Origin of the sequence: Kitasatospora sp. NPDC018619, assembly GCF_044391605.1 — a bacterium.
Classification (GTDB): domain Bacteria; phylum Actinomycetota; class Actinomycetes; order Streptomycetales; family Streptomycetaceae; genus Kitasatospora.
The window spans coordinates 117835-137068 of sequence record NZ_JBISAI010000009.1 but is presented as its reverse complement, the minus strand read 5'-3'; the positions used below and the strand labels follow the sequence as shown (position 1 = coordinate 137068).

Sequence of the window (19234 nt, the reverse complement as noted above, 5' to 3'; positions counted from 1 at the left end):
AGCGTCACTCCGGGTAGTGGAAGGGCTGCACGATGGTGACGAAGGGGGTGGGGTCAGGGAGTCGCGATGACGGAACACGAGCAGCTCGGCGCGCCCGCCGGCTCGGAGCAGGGCCCCGCCCGGCCCGACCGGGTGCCGCCCCAGGCTCACGGCCAGGCGCAGCCCCGGGCCCAGAGTCCAGCCCCCGAGCGGCCGGAGAGCGCGCAGCGCCCCGGACCGGACGGTGACACCGCCGCCGTCCCCTGGCCGGACCTGATGCTGCCGCTGCTGCGCACCCCGACGGCCGACCGGCAGCCCGCACCGGAGGGCGCCGGCACCGATCCGCCGGCCGGCGTCGAGCCGGCCCGGGTGCTGGACCTCGCGCTCCTGGTCGGCGAGCTGCTGCTGGCCAGCGGCGAGGCGGCGGAGGACGTCGAGGCCGCCATGCTGGCCGTCGCCCACGCCTACCGGCTCCACCCCTGCGACCCGCAGGTCACCTTCACCCGGGTCGCGATCTCGTACCAGCCCGGGCCGGCGGAGCCCTCCCTGACGGCGGAGTGCTCCGTCCGCCGCCCGGCCGTCGACTACGCACGGCTGGCCGCCGTGTTCCGGCTGGTCACCGAGATCACCGCGGGCCGGCTGGCCGTCCCCGAGGCGCACGGCCGTCTGGTGGCGGCGCGCCGCCACAGCCGCCGCTACGACGGCCGGCTGTTCGTGCTCTGCTGCGGCGGGATGGCCGGTGCGGCCACCCTGCTGATCGGCGGCCGGGCCGACGCCCGGGCCTGGCTGGTGTTCACCAGCGCCGTCGTCGCCGCGCTGCTGGGCGAGCGGTTCTCCGCGCTGGTGGCCCGCCACGACCTCCCGGCCTTCTACCAGTTCGTGGTCGCCGCGGTGCCCGCCGCCGTGATCGGCATCCTGCTGTCCTTCAACGGACTGCACCTGCGCGGCTCGGTGGTGATCACCGGCGGACTGTACGCGGTGCTGCCGGGCTGGCCCATGGTGGCGGCGGCCCAGGACGGCCTGGCGGGCTTCTACCTGACCGCCGCCGCCCGGCTGCTCGAAGCGCTGTACCTGATGGCCGGCGTGGTGATCGGGGTGATAACGGTGCTGTACGTCGGCGTCAACAACGGCGCCGACCTGGCCGCCCAGGACGTCCCGCCCGGGGCGGTCAACCCGCCGCTCCAGCTGGCGGCGGCGGTGCTGCTGACCCTGGCGTTCGCGGTGCTGCTGAACACCGAGCCGGCCACCCTGCCGGCGGTGCTGCTGAACAGCGCGGCCGGCTGGACGACGTACGGGGTGCTGGTGAACGCGGGCGGCGAGCCGATCCTGGCCACCGGGCTGGCCGCCGGGCTGGTGGGGCTGTCCGGCCAGCTCATGGCGCGCTGCCGGGGCAGCTCGGCGCTGCCGCACATCACCGCCGCGCTGGGGCCGCTGCTGCCCGGCTCGGTGCTGTACTTCGGGATGCTCGCCTTCGTCCGGGGCGAGCCCGAGGTCGGGCTGAGCGGCATCGGACGGGCCGGGGCGATGGCCATGGCCCTCGCCATCGGCGTCAACCTGGGCCGCGAGCTGGCCCGGCTCTTCCTGCCCGCGCCCCGGGCCGCCGCACCGCCCCGGCGGCGGGGCGGCCGGCACCGGCGGTGAGGATGAGCGGCCGGACGGTTTGCGCGGGCCGCGCGGCGGTACACGCGTGGGGTGCGGGACGGGGCAGTCCCCGCCCCCCGGGACGGTCCCGGTGCGAGCCGGGCCGCCGCCCCGCCCGCCAGCCACGTCAACCAGGGAGAGCCTCGTGATACTCCTCGGCGTCATCCTGCTCGTCATCGGCCTCGTGATCGGGATCCCGGTCCTGTGGACCATCGGCATCGTGCTGCTCGCCATCGGCCTGGTGCTGTGGGTCGCCGGATCGCTCGGGCATGCCATCGGGGGCCGCCGCCACTACTACTGAGCCGGCCTGACCGCCGGTCAGCGCCGCCCGCCGCTGCCGGCTCGCGGGCCGCCCGGGGCCGCCCGCCGCCCCCGGGCGGCCCGCTCAGGGGCGGTCCTCGTGCAGCCCGCAGAGCCAGGCCAGCGCCCGGTGGACGCCGAGGACGTAGCTGTGGTCCGCCCCGCGCGAGCGGACCAGGCGGAGGTGGACGGCGGCGGCCTGGCACTCGGCCAGCAGCTGGGCGTGGCCCGGTCCGCCCGCCGCGGCCGTGGCGGCGGCGGTCACCGGCGCCGCGACCTGGGCGCCGGCCGCCCACCGGTAGGCGCCGAGCACGCCGTGCTCGAAGCCCGTCCAGGGCCGGGGCCGCCGGTTGACCTTGTCGATCGCGGCGAACACCTCGTCCAGCGGACGCACTCCCACGGCCGGGACCGTCTCGTCACTGGTCATGCCCGCAACCTACGTCGGGCCGTCGACGCCCGCCCCCGGGGAGGACGGACCGGAGGGCGCGGCCGCTGCGCGCCACCCGGGCGGCCGAGGCGGCGGCCACCGGGCGGCCGGGGCGCCGGCCCGGGAGGGGTAGGCTGACCAGGTCGTGTCCGGCCGGAGAGGTGGCCGGGCCGGAGGAACGGGGCGGGCCGGCGGCCCGCCGGTGGAGACCCCTGATGACTCGTCGTTTTGACTGTTCGGACCCCTCCGAGTGCGCAGCCGGGCTGCGCGAGGCCGTCGCCGCGGTGCGCCGCGGCGAGCTCGTCGTGCTGCCCACGGACACCGTGTACGGCGTGGGCGCGGACGCCTTCGCGCCGGAGGCGGTCGACCGCCTGCTGCGGGCCAAGGGCCGCGGGCGGAACATGCCCTCGCCGGTGCTGGTCGGCTCCCCGGAGGCACTCGACGGGCTGGTCGAGGTGACGGACCGCGCGCGGGCCCTGGTGAAGGAGTTCTGGCCGGGCGGGCTGACGGTCGTCGCCCGGCACCTGCCCTCGGTCGAGCTGGACCTTGGCGAGACCGGCGGGACGGTGGCGGTGCGGATGCCGGCGCACCCGGTCGCCATCGAACTGCTGGACGCCACCGGGCCGTTGGCCGTCTCCAGTGCCAACCTCACCGGGCAGGACTCGCCGCAGGACTGCGACGCCGCCCAGGGCATGCTCGGCGACTCGGTGGCCGTCTACCTGGACGGCGGCCGGACCGCCGCGGCCGTGCCCTCCTCGATCGTGGACGTCACCGGCGAGGTGCCGGTCCTGCTGCGGGCGGGCGCGATCGGCGCCGACCGGCTGCGCGAGGTGGTCCCGGACCTGCGGGAGCGCTGAGCCCGGGATCCGCCCCGGACGGCGGCGCCACCCGGTCGAACGCACCGCGTGCGGACGTACCGCGTGGCGCCCCGCCGGGGCGGGCCGCCGCCGCTAGGGTCGGCGGTGGCGTGCGAGGGCGGGCCCTCCGCCGGACGGGGGAGGGGATCGGCGCCGCGACGGGGGCGTCACCGGCTCCGCTGCGGAGGTTCCATGAGCGCTTCGTCCACCGCCCCGCCCCGTGCCGAGGACCGTACCCCGGCGCCGGTCCGGCAGGGCGGCACGCTGCTGCGCTGGCTGTTCACCACCGACCACAAGGTCATCGGGAACCTCTACCTGGCGACGGCCTTCGGCTTCTTCCTGGTCGGAGGGGTGCTCGCGCTGCTGATGCGGGCCCAGCTGATGGGACCGGACACCGGGCTGGTGTCCAACGAGCGGTACAACCAGCTGTTCACCATGCACGGCACGATCATGCTGCTGCTGTTCGCCACCCCGACCTTCGCCGGGTTCGCCAACGCGATCATGCCCCTGCAGATCGGGTCGCCGGACGTCGCCTTCCCCCGGCTGAACGCCTTCACCTACTGGGCCTTCCTGCTCGGGGGGCTGATGGTGCTGGGCGGCTTCCTCACCACCGGGGGCGCGGCCGCCTTCGGCTGGTTCGCCTACGCGCCGCTGAACGGCCCGCTGTTCTCGCCGGGGGCGGGCGGGGACCTCTGGGCGCTCGGCCTGGTGGTGGCCGGCCTCGGCACCATCCTGGGGGCGGTCAACTTCGTCACCACCATCACCTGCCTGCGGGCGCCGGGCATGACGCTGTTCCGGATGCCGATCTTCACCTGGAACGTGCTGTTCACCTCGGTCATGGTGCTGCTGGCCTTCCCGGTGCTGACCGCCGCGCTGCTCTGCCTGGAGGCGGACCGCAAGTTCGGTGCGCACGCCTTCGACGCCGCCAACGGCGGGGCGCTGCTGTGGCAGCACCTGTTCTGGTTCTTCGGCCACCCCGAGGTCTACATCGTCGCGATCCCGTTCTTCGGCATCGTCACCGAGATCATCCCGGTGTTCAGCCGCAAACCGGTGTTCGGCTACTACGGCATGATCGGTGCGACCATCGCCATCACCGCGCTGTCCATGTCGGTGTGGGCGCACCACATGTTCGCCACCGGGCAGGTGCTGCTGCCGTTCTTCTCGATGATGTCCTTCCTGATCGCGGTGCCCACCGGGGTGAAGTTCTTCAACTGGGTCGGGACGATGTGGAACGGCTCGCTGTCCTTCGAGACCCCGATGCTCTGGTCGGTCGGCTTCATGGTGACCTTCCTGTTCGGCGGGCTGAGCGGGGTGCTGCTGGCCGCGCCGCCGATCGACTTCCACGTCACCGACAGCTACTTCGTGGTGGCCCACCTGCACTACGTGCTGTTCGGCACGGTCGTCTTCGCCACCTTCGCGGGCTTCTACTTCTGGTGGCCGAAGCTCACCGGGAAGATGCTCGGCGAGAGGCTGGGCAAGGCGCACTTCTGGATCCTGTTCACCGGGTTCCAGACCACCTTCCTGGTGATGCACTGGCTGGGCGCCCAGGGGATGCCGCGCCGCTACGCGACGTACCTGGCGGCGGACGACTTCACCGCGCTGAACGTGTGCGCCTCGGTCGGCTCGTTCCTGCTCGGGGTCTCCAACCTGCCGTTCTTCTACAACGTCTGGAGGACCAGCAGGTACGGCGAGAAGGTCGCCGAGGACGACCCGTGGGGCTGGGGGCGGTCCCTGGAGTGGGCCACCTCCTGCCCGCCGCCGTCGCACAACTTCCACGTGCTGCCGCGGATCCGGTCCGAGTCCCCGGCCTTCGACCTGCACCATCCGGAGGTCCCGCCGGAGGAGTCGGGAGGCTCCGGCGCCGAGCAGCCCTCCGGCCGGGCCGGCGGGCGGGGGAGCGGGCGGTGAAGGGGGAGGGCCGGCTGTTCGCCGTCATGACGGCCTTCTTCGCGGTGACGGGGCTGGTCTACGGCCTCTGGGCCCGTGAGCCGGCCGGAAAGGCGATCCTGACGGTGGCGTTCCTGATGTCCGGCCTGGTCGCGCTGTTCTGGTTCGTCCAGCACCAGCGGCTGGGCGGCGGCCGGGCGCAGGACCGCGAGGAGGCCGAGATCGCCGAGGCCGCCGGGCCGGTCGGGTTCTTCCCGGCCCGCAGCGGCTACCCCGTCCTCGCGGCGGTCGGCGTGACGGTCTTCGCGCTGGGCCTGGTGTTCGCGCGGTGGCTGATCGTCCTCGGCGCCCTGGTGCTCGCGCTCGCCGTCGGCGGGTTCATCTTCCAGTACCGCGACCACGGCGCGGACTGAGCCGGCGCAGCAGCCGCCGCAGCGCACCCTGCGGGGCGCGGCGGACCGCCCGGACGGGTGCGGGTGTGGGTGCGGGGTGCGCGGGGGCGGTGAGGACGGCCGCCGTCCGCTGCGACTCCGCCGCGGTGGAGGGCAGCTCGACCCGGTCGCGGTGGAACCAGGCGCTCGCCGCGGCCCGCACCCGCTGCGGCCGCGGCGCCCCCGGCGCAACGGTGACCGGCTCCGTCGCGGCACGCGCCAGCAGCACGTACCGCTCGGCCTCGGGCACCGGGCGGCGGTGGCCCGAGAAGCCGCCGTCGAGCGACTGCTCGATCCGGCCGGTCTCGTCGCCGTCCCGCAGCCGGGCGCGGTCCCGGGCCTGGAGGCCCAGGCACAGGCGCCGGGTGAGCAGGAAGACCACCGGCGGCAGCACGACGAGCGCCGTCCGCAGCGCCACGGTGAGCGCGTTGACGGAGAGTTCGAAGGCGTACGCGATCACGTCGTTGCCGCCGGCGACCAGCAGCACCGCGTAGACGGTGACCCCGGCGGCGCCCAGCGCGGTGCGGGTGGGCCGGTTGCGCGGCCGGTCGCACAGGTGGTGCTCGCCGGTGCCAGGGTCGAGCCACCGTTCGACGAACGGGTAGGCGTACAGCGCCGCGAACAGCAGCCCGGGCACCACCAGGGCGGGCAGCAGCACGTTCCAGGACACGGTGTGCCCGAGCAGCCGGGTCTCCGCGGCCGGCATCAGCCGCAGCGCCCCCTCGATGAAGCCGATGTACCAGTCCGGCTGGGCGCCCGCCCCGACCATGTCCGGGCGGTAGGAGCCGTACCGCCAGACCGGGTTGACCTCGGCGAGGAAGGCGGAGAGCGCCGCCACGCCGCCGACCGCGAACATCAGCCCCACGGTGCGGGTCAGGAACTGCGGGAAGAACGGCATCCCCACCACGTTGCGGTTGGTGCGGCCGGGGGCGGCCCAGTGGGTGTGCTTGAGCACCACCACCAGCGTCAGGTGCGCTCCGACCAGGGCCAGCAGCAGGCCCGGGACCAGCAGGACGTGCACGGTGAACAGCCGCGGGATGATCTCGTGCCCGGGGAACTCGCCGCCGAAGGCGAACAGCGTGAGGTAGGTGCCGACCACCGGCACCGACAGCAGCACGCCCTCGGCGATCCGCAGGCCCGTCCCGGAGAGGGTGTCGTCGGGCAGCGAGTAGCCGGAGAAGCCCTCCAGCAGGGCGAGGGTGAACAGCGTCACCCCGATCACCCAGTTGAGCTCGCGCGGGCGGCGGAACGCCCCGGTGAAGAACACCCGCAGCAGGTGCAGCCCGATCGCGGAGGTGAACAGCAGCGCCGACCAGTGGTGGACCTGCCGGATCATCAGCCCACCCCGCACCTCGAAGCTGATCCGCAGGGTGGACGCGTACGCCTCGGACACCCGGACGCCGTCGAGCGGGAGGTAGGAGCCCTGGTAGACGACCTCGTTCATGCTCGGCCGGAAGAAGAGCGTCAGGTAGACGCCGGTCAGCAGCAGCACCACGAAGCTGTACAGCGCCAGCTCCCCGAGCAGGAAGGACCAGTGGTCCGGGAAGACCTTGCGCAGCAGTTCCCGGCCCGCCTCGGTGACCGGCAGCCGCCCGTCGAGGCGGGCCGTGAGGCGCTCGCCGGTGGAGGGCTCGCGCCCGCTCGAAGCCCTGGTTTCGTCCACGGCAGGAACCTAGTGGGCGCCACCGTGCCGGGGGCGGCCGTGCGCCGCCGTTGCCGTGGCGGTCGGGGGCAGAGCACTCCAACGGCGCAACGGGCGTCGCCGCCCGGGCGGTCAGTCCTCCGCGAGCAGCCGCGCCAGCGCGGCGTCCACGTCGAGGTGCTCGGACTCCGTACCGGCGGGCACCAGCAGGAAGGAGTCCGAGAGGAACGCGGTGACCTCCCCCGCCGGGGCGCTGAGGACGGCCTGGTTGCCCTCGGGCCCCCGCAGGGTGATCAGCACCTCGCCCTCGGGCCCCGGGCACACCCGGACGTCGCCGCTGCCGGCCGGGGCGTGCCGGCCCTCGTTCAGCAGCTCACGGCTGAAGTACCAGCACACCCGGGCCTCGAGCGGCGAGCAGGTGCAGGGCGTCAGCGGGAGCGCCAGGCAGGCCGCGTAGGGCAGGTCCGGGTCGAACCGCAGCTCCGCGACGACCGGGACGTCGGGCAGCGGGCTGTCGGGGAAGGTGACGGACATCGGGTGGACGGGCATCGGCATCGAACGACCCTCCTGTGGCCGCGGGGCCGGCCCCGGGCGGGCCGGTGCCCCTGTTCGGCGCCTACCCGGTCCGCTCCGGCGCAGTCGACGGACACCGAACCTCCACAACGCCCCCGTGCCGGGCGGTCCGTCCGGTACGGAGGCGGCGCTACCCGAAGCGCGGCACCCGCCGCAAGGACGACCTCCGACAAGGACGGCCCGCGTCTTCCGTGACGGCGTGGCAAGGGCGGCGCCCGCCGACGACGTTAGGCTCCCCACGACCGACACCTTGATCACGGTCTCCGGATCGGAGAGGGCGCCATCGCGTGAGCATCCAGCAGATCGTCCCCAGGCAGCGGGGCTACCTGATCGTCAACTCCCACCCGGTCGGCAGCGCCGCCACCGTCGAGCGTCAGTGGCGGCGCATCGAGCCCGCGACCCCGGCCGGCCGGGCCCCCGTCGTCCTGGTCCTCGGCGCCAGCGCCGGGTACGGCCAGGCGATCCTGCTCGCCGGGCTGCGCCGGCACGGCGTCCGCGGGGTCGGCGTCGCCTTCGAGAGCGCCGCGACCGAACGGCGCACCGCGACCGCCGGCTGGTACCGCACGGCGGCGGTGGCCGCGCTGGTCGAGCGGAGCGGGGGAGACCTCGCGTTCGTCAACGCCGACGCCTACGCGGACGCCACCCGCGCCGAGGTCGTCGCGCTCCTGCGCGAGCGCTACGGCCCGGTCGACCACCTCGTCTACTCGCTCGCCTCACCCCGGCGCACCGACCCGGTTACCGGCGAGGTCCACCACTCGGTGATCAAGCCGCTCGGCTCCCCGTACACTTCGCCGTCCCTGCTCTTCGACGAGGGCGTGCCGCGGATCGGCAGCGTCGACCTCGCCCCGGCCGACGAGGCCGAGCGGGCGGCGACCGTCAAGGTCATGGGTGGCGAGGACTGGCGGCTGTGGGTGCGGGCGCTGGCCGACGCGGACCTGCTCGGCCCCGGCTTCACCACCGTGGCGCTGTCCTACGTCGGCTCCGAGATCACCGCTCCGGTCTACCGGCAGGGCACGATCGGCGCCGCCAAGGAGGACCTGGAGGCCACCGCCCGCAGCCTGCGGACCGGGCTGCTCGCCGACCGCGGGCGGGCGTTCACCGTCGTCGCCGGTGCGGCCGTCACCCAGGCGTCCACCGCCATCCCCTCCATCGCCCTCTACACCTCGCTGCTGCGCAACGTCCTCGGCGAGGACGGCTGGCGCACCACCGACGACCAGGCCGTGGAGCTGTGGGACCAGCTGACCGGCGCGAAGGAGCCCGCCCTGGACGACCGGGGCCGGATCCGGCTGGACGGCTGGGAGCTCGACCCGGCGATGCAGGACCGGGTGCGCGCGCTGTGGGCCGACCCGGCCGCCGCACTGGCCGCGGACCCGGCCGGCGCCGCCTGGTTCCACGACCGGTTCCGGGAGCTGTACGGCTGGGACGTGCCGGGCGTCGACTACGGCACCGGTGTCGAGACCTCGGTGCCCTGGCCCGCGTGAGCCCCGGCAGGGCGGCCGTCAGCCGTTCTCCTCCAGGAGGAGCTCCAGGACGGGAAGGGCCGCCTCCAGGGCGCGGCACTGCTCCTGGGTGAGCCGGGTGCTGCGGCGGGCGAGCAGGGCGGTGCGCTCACGGCGGATCCGGGAGAGGGTCTCCAGGCCGAGCGGGGTGGCGGCGAGCAGCTGGGAGCGGCCGTCCTGCGGGTCCGGAGTCTTGGCGACCAGGCCGCCGGCGACCAGCGGCGCGACGGTGCGGACCATGGACGGGACGGCCACGCCCTCGTGCGCGGCGAGCCCGCCGAGCCGCAGCGGCCCGTGCTGCTCCACCCGGGCCAGCGCGGAGAGCTGGGCGGCGGTGAGGTCCTGGTCGCCGGAGGCGCGGACCAGTTGGCGGTTGAGCCGGCCTATCGCCAGGCGGAGCCGGACGACCGCCTCGGCGGGGAGCCCGTCGCCGTCCGCGCTCACGGCCGCTGCTCCCCGGTCGGCGGGGCGGCGGGGGCCGGTCGATCCGCCGCGGCCGGCGCGGCCGTCGCCGTCGCCCCGGCGGCCGGCCGGGGCCGCGCGCGGACCAGCGAGGCGGCCGCGGCCACCAGCGACATCGCGATCGCCAGCCAGAACACCACCAGCAGCCCGTCGTGGAAGGGGCCGGAGATCAGCTGGGGGAAGAACTCCCGGCCGGTCAGGGTGCGGACGTTGTCCGCCGGCAGGGTGCCGAGCACGTGCGGGCCCAGGAGCTGCTGGATCGGGTTGTAGCCGAGGAAGGCCGCGAACAGGGTGCCCACCGGCGGCAGCGAGGCGATGGCGTGGGCGTCCGCGGCGGGCACGCCCTGGGCGGTCAGGCCGGCCGTCAGGGTGTGCGGCAGCGACCCGGCCAGGCCGGCCACCATGAGGGAGAAGAAGACGCCGATCGACAGCACCATGCCGGCGTTCTGGAAGGTGGCCCGCATGCCGGAGGCCGCGCCGCGGGCGGCGGCCGGCACGCTCGACATGATCAGCGAGGTGTTGGGGGCGGCGAACAGCCCGCCGCCCAGGCCGTTGAGGAACACCAGCAGGGCGAACCACGGGTAGCCGAAGTCGGTGGGCAGCAGGAGCAGCCCGGCGAAGGAGAGCGCCATCACCACCAGCCCGCCGGCGGCGAAGAGCCGGGCCCCGGCGCGGTCCGACAGGTACCCGGCGATCGGCCCGGCGGCCAGGAAGCCGACGGTCAGCGGGACGAGGTAGATGCCGGCCCACAGCGGGGTGTCGGCGTAGTCGTAGCCGTGCAGCGGCAGCCAGATGCCCTGGAGCCAGATGATCAGCATGAACTGGAGCCCGCCGCGGGCGATCGAGCCCAGCAGGGTGGCCGCGTTGCCGCCCGCGAAGACCGGGTCGCGGAAGAGCGAGAGCGGGAACATCGGCTCGGCGGTCCGGGACTCGATCAGGCAGAAGACGGCCAGCAGCGCCACCCCGCCGACCAGCCCGGCCAGCACCCAGGGGCTGGTCCAGCCCATGGTGTGGCCGCCGTACGGCTGGATGCCGTAGGTGATCGCGGCGAGCAGGGCGGTCAGGCCGACGCCGAAGGTGACGTTGCCCCACCAGTCGATCCGGGCCGGCTTGCGGACCCCGGTGTCGCGCAGCGACCGGTAGGCCCAGACGGTGCCGAGCAGGCCGATCGGCACGTTGACCCAGAAGATCGAGCGCCAGTTCCACTCGGCCAGGAGCCCGCCGAGGACCAGGCCGATGAAGGACCCGGCGATGCCCGCGACGATGTTGACGCCGAGCGCGGTGCCGCGCCGGTGGGCCGGGAAGGCGTCGGTGATGATCGCGGCCGAGTTGGCCATCAGCATCGACCCGCCGACCGCCTGCACCACGCGCCAGCCGATCAGCCACAGCGCCCCCGGCCCGCCGTGCAGCGGGTCGAGGGAGAGCGCCACGGAGGTGAGGGTGAACACCAGGAAGCCGGCGTTGTAGATCCGCACCCGGCCGTGGATGTCGCCCAGCCTGCCTAGGGTGACCACCAGGACGGCGGTGACCAGCATGTAGCCCATCAGCATCCACAGCAGGTAGCTGACGTTTCCCGGCTGGAGCGGGTCCAGGCCGATGCCGTTGAAGATCGCGGGCAGCGAGATCAGGACGATCGAGGCGTTGATGGTGGCGATCAGGGTGCCGAGCGTGGTGTTGGACAGGGCCACCCACTTGTACCGGGGGTGGTCCGGTTCCACCGCGCTACGGGCCGCTCGCAGCCGCCCGGCCCTGTCGTTGTCGGGGAGTCGTGTCGCCACCGCTGCCTCCTGCCGGCCGACCGGGCCCGGGCCGGTCGGCCGGGCGGTGGTCGGAGTGGGAATTCGATAGCTTCCGGCAACTAACGATAGTCCGACGGGCGTTCGGCCGGTAGAGCGCCGACGCCGCCAGGCGGGCGGCGGCGTGCGGGGAGGTGCGGCCCGTCAGCCGGCGGCGGGCCCGGACGGCCCCCGCCGGGCGCGGGCCCGCTCCGCCCGCAGGACGGCGGCCGCGGTCGGCAGCGCCGCGCCGAGGGCGTGGACCGGCAGCCAGAGCGTCGTGGTGGCCGACAGGCAGTCGGCGACGGCGTGCCGGGCCTGCTGACCCGGGGCGGCGGCGAGCGCGGGGCCGTCGCGGCCGGCCAGGCCGCCGAGGGCGGCCTGCGCCTGCCACCGTGCGTAGTCGCCCAGCCGGGGGCACGCGTCGCGGGTCCGCCGCATCGGGAAGAGCCAGGACCAGCGCCGCATCGCGGGGGCCAGGGTGAGGGCCACCGCCGGCCCGAGGACCATCGCGTAGGCGGCCGGGCTCCGCAGGAAGCCGGCCCCGGTGTCCGTCGCACGGGCCGGCGGACGGGAGGAGAGGACCACCGCGAGGAGGGTCAGCCCGATCTAGCCGAGAACCCTGCCACGAGCCGGAGGAGAGCGAGAAGGCGAGTACGGCCGCCGGCGCGGTGCCCAGCACCCCGGCCCGGCCGTCGGCCCCCGGGCCCGGGGCGGCTCGGCGGCTGCGGTCGTCCATGTGCGCTCTCCCCTGGCCGGCTGCGGGCCACCGGCCTCCGGGCGTGCCCCGCCCCGCCGTCCCCGCGCCGTGGCGCCGCGCCCGCCGCCGCGCCCGGTCGGCGGACGCGGCGCCGGACGCGGCGGCGGGCGCCGGTCCTCAGGCCGGTCGGAGCGGCCACGGGTCGTGCGCCGCCACGTGGGCGCGCAGTGCCCGCAGCGCCCGGGCGGAGGCGATCCCGACGGCTCCGGCGACCAGGCCGTCCCGGACGCAGACGGCGGCGAAGCGGCGCTCCGCCAGGCTGCCGTCGACCACCTCGAAGTGCTCGGCGCCGCCGGGCCGGCCGAACACCTGGACCCGCAGCCCGTACTGGTCGGTCCACAGGTAGGGGACCGGCCGGTAGGCCTGCCGGGCGCCGTCCGGACCGGCCAGCAGGTTCCGGGCCGCGTGCGCCGCCTGCTCGGTGGCGTTGGTGCGCTGTTCCACGCGCCGGTGGCGGCCGGTGCGCGGGTCGGGCCAGGAGGCCGCGTCGCCGGCCGCCCAGACGCCGGGGCCGGCGGCGCAGTAGGCGTCGCAGAGCACGCCGTCGTCCAGCGGGACTCCGCTGCCGACCAGCCACTCGGTGGCCGGTTCGGAGCCGACGGCCATCAGCACGGCGTCGGCCGCCAGTTCGGAGCCGTCGGCCAGCCGGACGCCGGCGGCCCGGCCGCGCCGTTCGAGCAGCCCGGTGGCCGTGCCCCGGTGGATCCGCACCCCGTGCTCGCGGTGCAGACCGGCCAGGAGCGCGGCCGTCTCGGTGCCCAGCACGGCGGCCAGCGGCGTGGCGCCGGAGGCCAGCCAGGCGACCTCGGCGCCGAGCCCGACCGCGGTGGCCGCCGCCTCGGCGCCGAGCAGGCCGCCGCCGACCACCAACAGCCGGACGCCCGAACGCAGTTCGTCGCGCAGGGCGAGGGCGTCGGCGAGGGTGCGCAGCACGTGCGCCCCCGGCAGCGGCGCCTCGGCGCCGGGGAGCCGGCGCGGGCGCACGCCGGTGGCGACGATGACGGCGTCGCAGCGGACCTGCCGGCCGTCGGACAGCCGTACGGTCCGCTCCCGGCGGTCCAGCCGCTCGGCCCGGACGCCGAGGCGCAGGTCGAGCCGGAGCTCCTCCAGCGCCTCGGGGCCGCGCAGGGTCAGGCGCTCGGGCTGCCACTGGCCGCCGAGCAGGTGCTTGGACAGCGGCGGCCGGTCGTACGGCGCCTGCGGCTCCGCCCCGACGAGGGTGAGGCGGCCGTCGTAGCCGGACCGGCGCAGCGCCTCGGCGGCGTGCAGCCCGGCCGCGCCGGCGCCGACCACGGCCACGTCCCGCAGCGGCGTCACCCCTGTTCCAGGGTGATCGCCGCGGCCGGGCAGACGGCGGCGGCGTCCTGGACGGCCCGGTGCAGCGGGGCGGGCGGTTCGGCGTCGAGCAGGACGACGATGCCGTCCTCCTCGCGCTGGTCGAAGACGTCGGGGGCGGCGAGCACGCAGTGCCCCGCGCCGCAGCACTTGTCCTGGTCGATCCGGACGAGCATGGTCTTCCCTTCGGGCGGTTCCCCGGCGGATCCGAACTCCGCGGCGGGGAGGGTGGTTTGGTGGGGTGGTGGCGCTCCCGGGGGAGCCGCGGTCACCAGGCGACCGGCAGCTCGTGGACGCCGTAGACGAGCATCTCGCCGCGGAACCTGACCTCCTCGAACGGTACGGCCAGGCGCAGTTCGGGCAGTCGGCGCAGGATGGTGGCCAGCGCGATCTGCAACTCCAGCCGGGCCAGCGGCTGTCCCAGGCACTGGTGGGCGCCGAAGCCGAAGGCCAGGTGGCGGCGGGCGTCGCGGGAGAGGTCGAGCTCGTCGGCGTCGGGGAACTCCCGCTCGTCCCGGTTGGCGGTGTTGACCATGCAGATGACGCCCTCGCCCGCCGCGATGCGCACGCCGCCGAGCTCGACGTCCGCGGCGGCGACCCTGGTCAGGCCGGAGTGCACGATGGTCAGGTAGCGCAGCAGCTCCTCGACCGCGCCGGGCACGGCCTCGGGGTTGCGGCGCAGGTGGTCGAGCTGGTCGGGGTTGCGCAGCAGGGCGAGCACGGAGAGCGCGGTCATGTTCGCGGTGGTCTCGTGCCCGGCGACCAGGAGGAGCCGGCCCATGGAGCCGATCTCCTCGGTGCTCAGCTCGCCGCGCTCCAGCAGCCGGCTGAGGATGCCGTCGTCGGGCTCGGCGCGCTTGGCCTCGGTGAGCGCGACCAGGTAGTCCACCAGCTTGGCCTGGGCCTCGGAGACCGCCTCGGGGGTGGAGTCGCGGCGCAGCAGGACGCGGCTGCACTCCTGGAAGAAGTCGTGGTCCTGGTAGGGGACGCCGAGCAGCAGGCAGATGACCAGGGACGGCAGCGGCAGGGCGAACTCGGCGACGAGGTCGGCTTCGGAGCGCCCGGCGGTCATCCGGTCCAGCAGTTCGTCGGCGATCCGCTGGATCTCCGGGCGCAGCGCCTCGACCTTCTTGATCATGAACTCGCCGGTCAGCATCCGGCGGTAGTGGGTGTGCTCGGGGGCGTCCATCCGGATGATGGTCGGCCGCCCGGTGTTCAGCTGCCGGGCGCCCGCGCTGATGAACGGGAAGCCGGGCCGGGTGGAGTCGGAGCTGAACCTGGGGTCGGACAGGACGGCCTTGACGTCCTCGTGGCGGGTGACCAGCCAGCTGGTGGAGCCGTCCCAGAGGGTGACGCGGCTGACCGGCTCCTCCTGTCGGGCCTGGTCGTAGGCGGGCGGCGGGGCGAACGGGCAGGTGCCACGGGCGGCGGGGTGGGCGAAGCGGGGGGCCTTCTCGGCGGTGGCCATCGTGGATCCCTTCCGGGAGTGGAGGCGGGGCCATAATTACGTGCCCAAAGCAACTAACTGAACGTCACGCTAACTCGCGTTCCGTGGTGATGGAAGGGGGTGCCGGGCGTGCGCCGAAACTGTCCGGAATCCGGCTGCGGCCCAGGACCCTCCGCGCCGGTCGGACCGGATCGCTACAGTTCCCCCATGTCGGACGAAGAAGACGCCGAAGACGACCGGACCACCGCCCGAGGGCCGCGGCACCCGGACGGCCCGGACGGCCTGGAGGGCCTGGAGGAGGTCCTGGCCTCACTCGCCTACCTGCTGACGCGCTCACAGGAGCACGAGCGCCGCACCGCCCGGGCCGGCATCACCGCCGCCCGCTCGGACGTCTACCTGCTGCGCGCGCTCGCCGAGCGCACGGAGGCCAGCCGGGTGAGCGACCTGGCCGACCGCCTGCTGGTCAAGCCCTCCCACGTCACCCGCCAGATCGACCGCCTCCAGGGCCAGCAGCTGGTGGAACGCAGCCAGGACACCCAGGACCGGCGGGCCCGTCAGGTGGCCATCACCCCCGGCGGGCGGGAGGTGCTCGACCGTCTGAAACAGGCCAACATCATCGGGCTCGCCGACGCGCTCGACGGCGTCCCCGAGGCGGACGTCGTCACCACCGCCACCGTGCTGCGCCACCTCGTCGACCGGTACGTGCACCGGGTGCGCGCCACGGGGGCCGAGGACGACCCGCTCCCGGACCGCCCGGACGGCGCCGCCGACGCCCTGGGCCCGGCCGCCGAGCCCAGGGCCGCCGCGTACCAAGGCGGTTGAGCCCGGGGAGCGGCCGGGTACGTCACCGGGCATGTCGGACGAGAAGAACCGCGCCGTGGCCGAGGCGATCCTCCCGCTGGTCGGTGGGGCCGCCAACATCCGCTCGGTCGCCCACTGCATGACCCGGCTGCGGCTGGGCCTGGCGGACCGCTCCCTGGTCGACACCGAGGCGCTGCGCGCGCTGCCGGAGGTCCTGGGCACGGTCGAGGACGACACCTACCAGATCGTGCTCGGGCCCGCCGCCGTCGCCGGGGTCACGGCGCGGCTGCGCCACCTCCTGGAGCCTCCCGGCGCCCCGGCCGGCGCCGGCGGGCCGGCCCCGGGCGCCGAGGACCTCGCCGGGCGCGGCGAGCGCATCCGGGCCGAGGCCCGGCGGCGCAACGCCACCCCGGTGAAGCTGGCGCTGCGCCGGATCGCGAACGTCTTCGTCCCGCTGATCCCCGCCCTGGTCGGGTGCGGGATCGTGGCCGGCCTCTCCGGGGCCCTGGCCAACCTCGGATGGGCCCCGGCGCTGGTCACCGCCCTCGGCCCGGTCTCCGCCGGGTTCATGTCCCTGATCGCCGTCTTCGTCGGGTACCACACGGCGAAGGAGTTCGGCGGCACCCCCGTGCTCGGCGGGGCGGTGGCCAGCGTGATCGTCTACGCCGGGGTCGCCAAGGTGGAGGCCTTCGGGCACCACCTCACCCCCGGCCAGGGCGGTGTGGTCGGCGCGCTGGGCGCCGCACTGCTGGCCGTCCACCTGGAGCGCTGGACCCGCCGTCTGGTGCCCGCCGCCCTGGACGTCCTGGTCACCCCCACCGTCACCGTCCTGCTCGGCGGGCTGGCCGCGCTGTTCGGCCTGATGTTCCTCGCCGGGGAGGTCTCCACCGCCATCGGCCACGCCGCCACCTGGCTGCTCGACCACGGCGGCCTGCTCGCCGGGCTCGTGCTCGGCGGCCTCTTCCTGCCGCTGGTGATGCTCGGCCTGCACCAGGCGCTGATCCCGATCCACACCACGCTGATCCAGCAGCAGGGCTCGACCGTGCTGCTGCCGATCCTCGCGATGGCCGGTGCCGGGCAGGTCGGCTGCGCGGTGGCCGTCTACCTGAGGCTGCGCCACAACGCCGCCCTGCGGGCCACCATCCGCTCCGCCCTCCCGGCCGGACTGCTCGGCGTCGGCGAGCCCCTGGTCTACGGCGTCACCCTGCCGCTCGGGCGCCCCTTCGTCACCGCCTGCGTCGGCGGCGCCGCCGGAGGCGCCTTCGTCGGGGCGGCCGGCCAGCTCGGCGACGCCGTCGGCTCCACCGCCATCGGCCCCTCCGGCTGGGCGCTGTTCCCCCTGCTGGCCGGCCCGCACGGCCTGCTCGCGGGCGCCGCCGTCTACGCCGGAGGGCTGCTGACCGGCTACGTCGCGGGCTTCCTGGCGACCTGGTTCTTCGGCTTCACCCGCGAGACCCTCACCGAGTACGACCGCCCGGCCGCCGCCGGGGACGCGAGCAGCGCGGGCCCTCCGGTCTGATCTCCGGCGGCCCCGCGTCGCTCCCGAAGGGCCCGGCTGGCGGCAGGTCGACCGCGACCGAACCGATCCGGGAGGCCCCGGCCGGCCCGGTGGATGCGCACGCCCGGGAGCGACGGACAGCCGGTGACCGGGAGCGGCCGGACATGACCGAGCGGGGGCCGGGGAGGGCGGTTGCCGGTCGGCGCCTCCACCGGGTCCGCGGTTGACGCAACGTCAGGGCCGGCGGACCCCGGGCGGCCCCGGGGCCGCCGGGGAGGGGCGCGGCCGATCGGGTGCACCTGCGGCGGCGGTCGGGCGAAAGCACCGGCGGGTCGCTGCCGGGCGGGCTCCGGGCGCGCACACTCCGAGGGCTGTCTTTGTGTTCATATGATGAAAGGACTTCGGTGAAGCCCAGCCAGCATCCGGCGAACTCCGCCAGCTGGGGACGAAGACTCGGCAGGGTGATGGGATCCGCCCTGGCCCTCACGCTCGTCCCCTTCGGCGTGTCGCTCATCGCACCGTCGGCGGCCCACGCGGCAGGCCTGCCGGGAAGCCTCGGGCCGTGCCTGGGCGCGGACTGTCCGGCGACGTTCCCGCCGGTCAACAACGGCCCCTTCGCGGGCCGCGACGCCGGGGTGAACATCTTCGTCGGCGGCGACTTCAGCGTCCGGGAGTCGGCCGCGGAGGCCGAGGGGCACGTGGTGACCCTCGGCAGCTTCGACATGAGCAAGAGGGCCGGGGTCAGCTCGGTGTACAACATCGGCATCGTCGGTGTCGGCTCGCGCGTCCCCCCGCCGGACGGCGCGGACTTCCTCACCGCCGGGGGCGACGTCACCGTGGCCCCCGGCCAGTCGCTGCTGGCCGAGGGCGGCGTCGTCCGCTACGCCGGCACCGCCACGGGCACCATCACCGGCACGAAGATCCACGACCCGCAGGCCGTGGCCGCGTACGCCCCGCTGCGCGGCGAGCTCCAGACGGCCAGCGCCTGCTACGCCGGGGTCGGCACACCCCGGCCCGCCACCGGAACCGCCGTCAACCAGGGGTACCAGACCCTCTTCACCGGCGACGGCACCTCCGCCCTCCAGGTCTTCAACGTCGACTTCGACCTCGTCGGGCCGGGCGGCTCCACCCAGGGCATCGTCTTCGCCGGCATCCCCGCGAACGCGACCGTGCTGGTCAACCTGCTGGGCGGCGCCCGCACGATCAACACGTACAGCGGCAGCCTGGTGGACACCGACCCCTGGAACCGGCTGCGCGAGCGGCTGCTGTGGAACTTCCCGACCGCGACGACCGTCACCCTCACGGGCTCGGGGCAGTTCCAGGGCAGCGTGCTGGCCGGCAACCCGGGCGGCACCGCCACGATGAGCCTGCCCGGATTGAGCGGGCGGTTCTTCACCGCCGGCTCGCTGGTGCACAACTCCGGCGGGGGCATGACCGGGACGGAGTTCCACGCCTACCCCTTCAACGGGGACCTCCCGGACTGCGGCGCCCCGCCGGCGCCGACCGGTTCGACCAGCGTGACGAAGGTCGACGCGGCGACGGGGCAGCCGTTGGCGGGGGCGACGTTCCAGTTGTGGCACGAGACCAACGGTGTCGCCGGTCTCCAGACCATGGGGGCGAACCCGGACACGGCGGTGGGGCCGCCGTGTGTGACGCCGGCGTCCGGGGTCTGCTCGGCGTCCGGCCTGCCGTTGGGCACCTACTACTGGCAGGAGACGGCGGCGCCGCCCGGCTACGACCTGCCGCAGCCCGCGGTGACGACGGTGGACCTGGGCACGGACGGGCAGAACGCCGCGGTCACCGTGACCGACGCCAAGACGGCCGTGCCGACCGGTTCGACCAGCGTGACGAAGGTCGACGCGGCGACGGGGCAGCCGTTGGCGGGGGCGACGTTCCAGTTGTGGCACGAGACCAACGGTG

Annotated in this window: 18 protein-coding genes; 9 read left to right on the top strand and 9 right to left on the bottom strand. The window is 75.1% G+C overall.

The window, feature by feature from the left end:
* The first annotated feature begins 66 nt into the window (after positions 1–66).
* Positions 67–1620, top strand: a complete 1554-nt coding sequence (locus tag ACH5AR_RS16485) for a threonine/serine exporter family protein (protein WP_396302101.1) — start codon at positions 67–69, stop codon at positions 1618–1620.
* 145 nt (positions 1621–1765) lie between these two features.
* A complete protein-coding gene (locus tag ACH5AR_RS16480) occupies positions 1766–1921 on the top strand; it encodes a DUF6131 family protein (protein WP_396302100.1) in 156 nt (51 codons plus the stop codon).
* Between the two features lie 84 nt (positions 1922–2005).
* On the opposite strand, the gene ACH5AR_RS16475 is transcribed toward ACH5AR_RS16480, so the two are convergent.
* Complete coding sequence (locus ACH5AR_RS16475; RefSeq protein ID WP_396302099.1) at positions 2006–2347, bottom strand: hypothetical protein; 342 nt, start codon at positions 2345–2347, stop codon at positions 2006–2008.
* A gap of 215 nt (positions 2348–2562) precedes the next feature.
* On the opposite strand from ACH5AR_RS16475, the gene ACH5AR_RS16470 reads away from it, so the two are divergent.
* From ACH5AR_RS16470 to ACH5AR_RS16460, 3 genes are all read left to right on the top strand, one after another.
* A complete protein-coding gene (locus tag ACH5AR_RS16470; RefSeq protein WP_396302098.1) occupies positions 2563–3204 on the top strand; it encodes an L-threonylcarbamoyladenylate synthase in 642 nt (213 codons plus the stop codon).
* A 192-nt stretch (positions 3205–3396) separates the two neighbouring features.
* Positions 3397–5112: a cytochrome c oxidase subunit I gene (ctaD, locus tag ACH5AR_RS16465; RefSeq protein ID WP_396302097.1), complete on the top strand. Its 1716-nt coding sequence runs from the start codon at positions 3397–3399 to the stop codon at positions 5110–5112.
* Positions 5109–5504, top strand: a complete 396-nt coding sequence (locus ACH5AR_RS16460; protein WP_396302096.1) for a cytochrome c oxidase subunit 4 — start codon at positions 5109–5111, stop codon at positions 5502–5504. The genes ctaD and ACH5AR_RS16460 overlap by 4 nt, the downstream gene beginning before the upstream one ends.
* On the opposite strand, the gene ACH5AR_RS16455 is transcribed toward ACH5AR_RS16460, so the two are convergent.
* Positions 5470–7185, bottom strand: coding sequence for a cytochrome bc complex cytochrome b subunit (locus ACH5AR_RS16455; RefSeq protein WP_396302095.1), 1716 nt, complete (start codon positions 7183–7185; stop codon positions 5470–5472). The genes ACH5AR_RS16460 and ACH5AR_RS16455 overlap by 35 nt on opposite strands.
* Before the next feature lie 111 nt (positions 7186–7296).
* Entirely contained in the window at positions 7297–7719 is a 423-nt protein-coding gene (locus tag ACH5AR_RS16450) for an SsgA family sporulation/cell division regulator (RefSeq protein WP_396302094.1), read from the bottom strand.
* Positions 7720–8024: 305 nt separating this feature from the next.
* Between ACH5AR_RS16450 and ACH5AR_RS16445 the strand changes: the two genes are divergently transcribed.
* Complete coding sequence (locus ACH5AR_RS16445; RefSeq protein ID WP_396302093.1) at positions 8025–9218, top strand: enoyl-[acyl-carrier-protein] reductase FabV; 1194 nt, start codon at positions 8025–8027, stop codon at positions 9216–9218.
* Between the two features lie 18 nt (positions 9219–9236).
* Here ACH5AR_RS16445 and ACH5AR_RS16440 read toward each other — a convergent pair whose 3' ends face one another.
* The 6 genes from ACH5AR_RS16440 to ACH5AR_RS16415 form a co-directional block, all read right to left on the bottom strand.
* Positions 9237–9680, bottom strand: coding sequence for a MarR family winged helix-turn-helix transcriptional regulator (locus ACH5AR_RS16440; RefSeq protein ID WP_396302092.1), 444 nt, complete (start codon positions 9678–9680; stop codon positions 9237–9239).
* Complete coding sequence (locus ACH5AR_RS16435; protein WP_396302266.1) at positions 9677–11416, bottom strand: MFS transporter; 1740 nt, start codon at positions 11414–11416, stop codon at positions 9677–9679. The genes ACH5AR_RS16440 and ACH5AR_RS16435 overlap by 4 nt, the downstream gene beginning before the upstream one ends.
* 222 nt (positions 11417–11638) lie before the next feature.
* Complete coding sequence (locus ACH5AR_RS16430; RefSeq protein ID WP_396302091.1) at positions 11639–12061, bottom strand: hypothetical protein; 423 nt, start codon at positions 12059–12061, stop codon at positions 11639–11641.
* Between the two features lie 289 nt (positions 12062–12350).
* Complete coding sequence (locus ACH5AR_RS16425; RefSeq protein ID WP_396302090.1) at positions 12351–13550, bottom strand: NAD(P)/FAD-dependent oxidoreductase; 1200 nt, start codon at positions 13548–13550, stop codon at positions 12351–12353.
* The gene (locus ACH5AR_RS16420) at positions 13547–13744 is read right to left on the bottom strand and encodes a ferredoxin (RefSeq protein WP_396302089.1); all 198 of its coding nucleotides are present in this window, start codon (positions 13742–13744) and stop codon (positions 13547–13549) included. The genes ACH5AR_RS16425 and ACH5AR_RS16420 overlap by 4 nt, the downstream gene beginning before the upstream one ends.
* A gap of 92 nt (positions 13745–13836) precedes the next feature.
* Positions 13837–15036, bottom strand: coding sequence for a cytochrome P450 (locus tag ACH5AR_RS16415; RefSeq protein WP_396302088.1), 1200 nt, complete (start codon positions 15034–15036; stop codon positions 13837–13839).
* A gap of 186 nt (positions 15037–15222) precedes the next feature.
* On the opposite strand from ACH5AR_RS16415, the gene ACH5AR_RS16410 reads away from it, so the two are divergent.
* From ACH5AR_RS16410 to ACH5AR_RS16400, 3 genes are all read left to right on the top strand, one after another.
* Complete coding sequence (locus ACH5AR_RS16410) at positions 15223–15837, top strand: MarR family winged helix-turn-helix transcriptional regulator (RefSeq protein ID WP_396302087.1); 615 nt, start codon at positions 15223–15225, stop codon at positions 15835–15837.
* Between the two features lie 31 nt (positions 15838–15868).
* Complete coding sequence (locus ACH5AR_RS16405) at positions 15869–17335, top strand: PTS transporter subunit EIIC (RefSeq protein ID WP_396302086.1); 1467 nt, start codon at positions 15869–15871, stop codon at positions 17333–17335.
* Between the two features lie 443 nt (positions 17336–17778).
* Positions 17779–19234, top strand: a 1456-nt coding sequence (locus ACH5AR_RS16400) for a choice-of-anchor A family protein (protein ID WP_396302085.1), incomplete at its 3' end; no start/stop codon positions are given.

Bases quoted from the DNA above. Each gene is read 5' to 3' on its own strand.
- ACH5AR_RS16405 (WP_396302086.1), top strand. From the start codon at position 15,869: ATGTCGGACGAGAAGAACCGCGCCGTGGCCGAGGCGATCCTCCCGCTG.
- ACH5AR_RS16415 (WP_396302088.1), bottom strand. From the start codon at position 15,036: ATGGCCACCGCCGAGAAGGCCCCCCGCTTCGCCCACCCCGCCGCCCGT.
- ctaD (WP_396302097.1), top strand. From the start codon at position 3,397: ATGAGCGCTTCGTCCACCGCCCCGCCCCGTGCCGAGGACCGTACCCCG.
- ACH5AR_RS16475 (WP_396302099.1), bottom strand. From the start codon at position 2,347: ATGACCAGTGACGAGACGGTCCCGGCCGTGGGAGTGCGTCCGCTGGAC.
- ACH5AR_RS16450 (WP_396302094.1), bottom strand. From the start codon at position 7,719: ATGCCGATGCCCGTCCACCCGATGTCCGTCACCTTCCCCGACAGCCCG.
- ACH5AR_RS16420 (WP_396302089.1), bottom strand. From the start codon at position 13,744: ATGCTCGTCCGGATCGACCAGGACAAGTGCTGCGGCGCGGGGCACTGC.
- ACH5AR_RS16410 (WP_396302087.1), top strand. From the start codon at position 15,223: ATGTCGGACGAAGAAGACGCCGAAGACGACCGGACCACCGCCCGAGGG.
- ACH5AR_RS16470 (WP_396302098.1), top strand. From the start codon at position 2,563: ATGACTCGTCGTTTTGACTGTTCGGACCCCTCCGAGTGCGCAGCCGGG.
- ACH5AR_RS16485 (WP_396302101.1), top strand. From the start codon at position 67: ATGACGGAACACGAGCAGCTCGGCGCGCCCGCCGGCTCGGAGCAGGGC.